The organism is Bacillus hominis, assembly GCF_018332515.1.
GTDB lineage: Bacteria > Bacillota > Bacilli > Bacillales > Bacillaceae_G > Bacillus_A > Bacillus_A hominis.
Map to the genome: position 1 here is coordinate 1 of NZ_BOQD01000344.1, position 1739 is coordinate 1739.

Below are 1739 nucleotides of genomic sequence, written 5' to 3' on the forward strand. Positions count from 1 at the left end.
ATGGCATTTGGATTAAAACTTCGAAAGATAGCAAAAGATGAAATCGATCGCCGTGTGAAAGATGCAGCGCGAATTTTAGGACTTGAGCAATATTTAGATAGAAAACCGAAAGCGTTATCAGGTGGACAACGCCAACGTGTTGCGTTAGGTAGAGCAATCGTTCGAGACGCGAAAGTTTTCTTAATGGATGAACCATTATCAAACTTAGATGCAAAACTACGTGTTGCAATGCGATCAGAAATTTCAAAATTACACCACCGCCTTGGCACAACGACAATTTATGTAACACATGATCAAACTGAAGCGATGACAATGGCTTCCCGTCTTGTTGTTATGAAAGACGGAAAAATCCAACAAATTGGAACTCCAAAAGAAGTATATGAAACACCTGAAAATATTTTCGTTGGTGGTTTTATCGGTTCACCCGCAATGAATTTCTTCCGTGGAAAATTAACTGAAACCGATTTCGTTATCGACAGTTCACTAAAGATTAAAGTATCTGAGGGAAAAATGAAGTTATTACGCGAACAAGGCTATGTAAATAAAGAAATTGTTTTAGGTATTCGTCCAGAAGATATTCATGATGAACTATTATTTTTAGAAGCTTCACAATCTACTAATTTCACAACAAAAATCGAAGTTGCAGAGTTGTTAGGGGCTGAATCCATTTTATATATGAAACTCGGAGATCAAGATTTTGCAGCACGTGTTGATGCAAGACATACTTTTTCACCTGGTGATCAAATTAATCTTGCTTTTGATATGAATAAAGCACATTTCTTTGATAGCCAAACCGAACAACGTATTCGTTAAAAAATAAAGTTCTATTATAGAACATACAAAAAAACCGTCCACATATATACTGAGGGCGGTTTTCCATTATTATACTAGGGCTTCTATCGTATGAAATGATTGTCCTCTCGTGCTAATAATACCGAAAACTGGTAAATCACTGAGCACCACTTCTTCTTGCTGTTTTATAAAAGATGACGTTAATTGTTTTATCCCTATCCAAACGTCATTAATACAAAGTACATTGGAATCGTTCTCTTGTTGGCGAGAAAAAATAGAATCTATTTTATATAGACCAGCATTTTGAAAAAGCATATCAATACGACTATATGCCTCCATCGCAAAACTGATAACACGTTGCCAATCTCCTTGTTTTCCCATATCGTAGGATACAAAAAGTGCCTCTCCGCCTAGATTCGTAATTTCCTCGGCTGTTGCTTGTCCACTTTCTTGATCAATGTCCGTCACAATTATTTTTGCGCCTTGCTTAGCCAACAAAAGAGCTGTACTACGTCCAATACCGATGCCACCACCAGTTACAATGGCAACCTTTCCTGCAAGCTTCATTTTCATTACCCCTTCTATAAGTCTTACCGTCATTCAGTATACTCTTTTATTAGATTAGTCCGCAAGCAGGAAAAGTTAATCCGACAACTTGTAAGCGATTACTTTTTTGTTTCTTGTTTTTTCTTACTATTATATTGATCGAAGGTTAAACCAATAAAAATAAGAATCCCCCAAAATATTAAGCTACCTCCAGTCATTCCAAATCCCCCTTTGTTATATAACAATATTATTTATATCCATTATACCATTATCTTAATTTTCAATCTATTAAAACGAAAATAGGATGTTTGAATTAGCTACCGCTTCTTTAAACATCCTTCAGTAATATGGAGGGTACTAGATAGGAGATATCCACCCTATATAAATTCCCTTATATCAAT

Annotated in this window: 3 protein-coding genes; 1 reads left to right on the forward strand and 2 read right to left on the reverse strand. The window is 35.7% G+C overall.

The window, feature by feature from the left end; translation table 11 throughout:
• A partial coding sequence (locus tag KI356_RS24340) for an ABC transporter ATP-binding protein (RefSeq protein WP_212936706.1) occupies positions 1-813 on the forward strand: 813 nt, incomplete at its 5' end.
• A 69-nt stretch (positions 814-882) separates the two neighbouring features.
• Here the strand turns inward: KI356_RS24340 and KI356_RS24345 are convergent.
• Entirely contained in the window at positions 883-1392 is a 510-nt protein-coding gene (locus KI356_RS24345; RefSeq protein ID WP_128281098.1) for an SDR family NAD(P)-dependent oxidoreductase, read from the reverse strand.
• Between the two features lie 65 nt (positions 1393-1457).
• A complete protein-coding gene (locus KI356_RS24350; RefSeq protein WP_128281097.1) occupies positions 1458-1556 on the reverse strand; it encodes a flagellar motor protein in 99 nt (32 codons plus the stop codon).
• Positions 1557-1739: the final 183 nt, after the last annotated feature.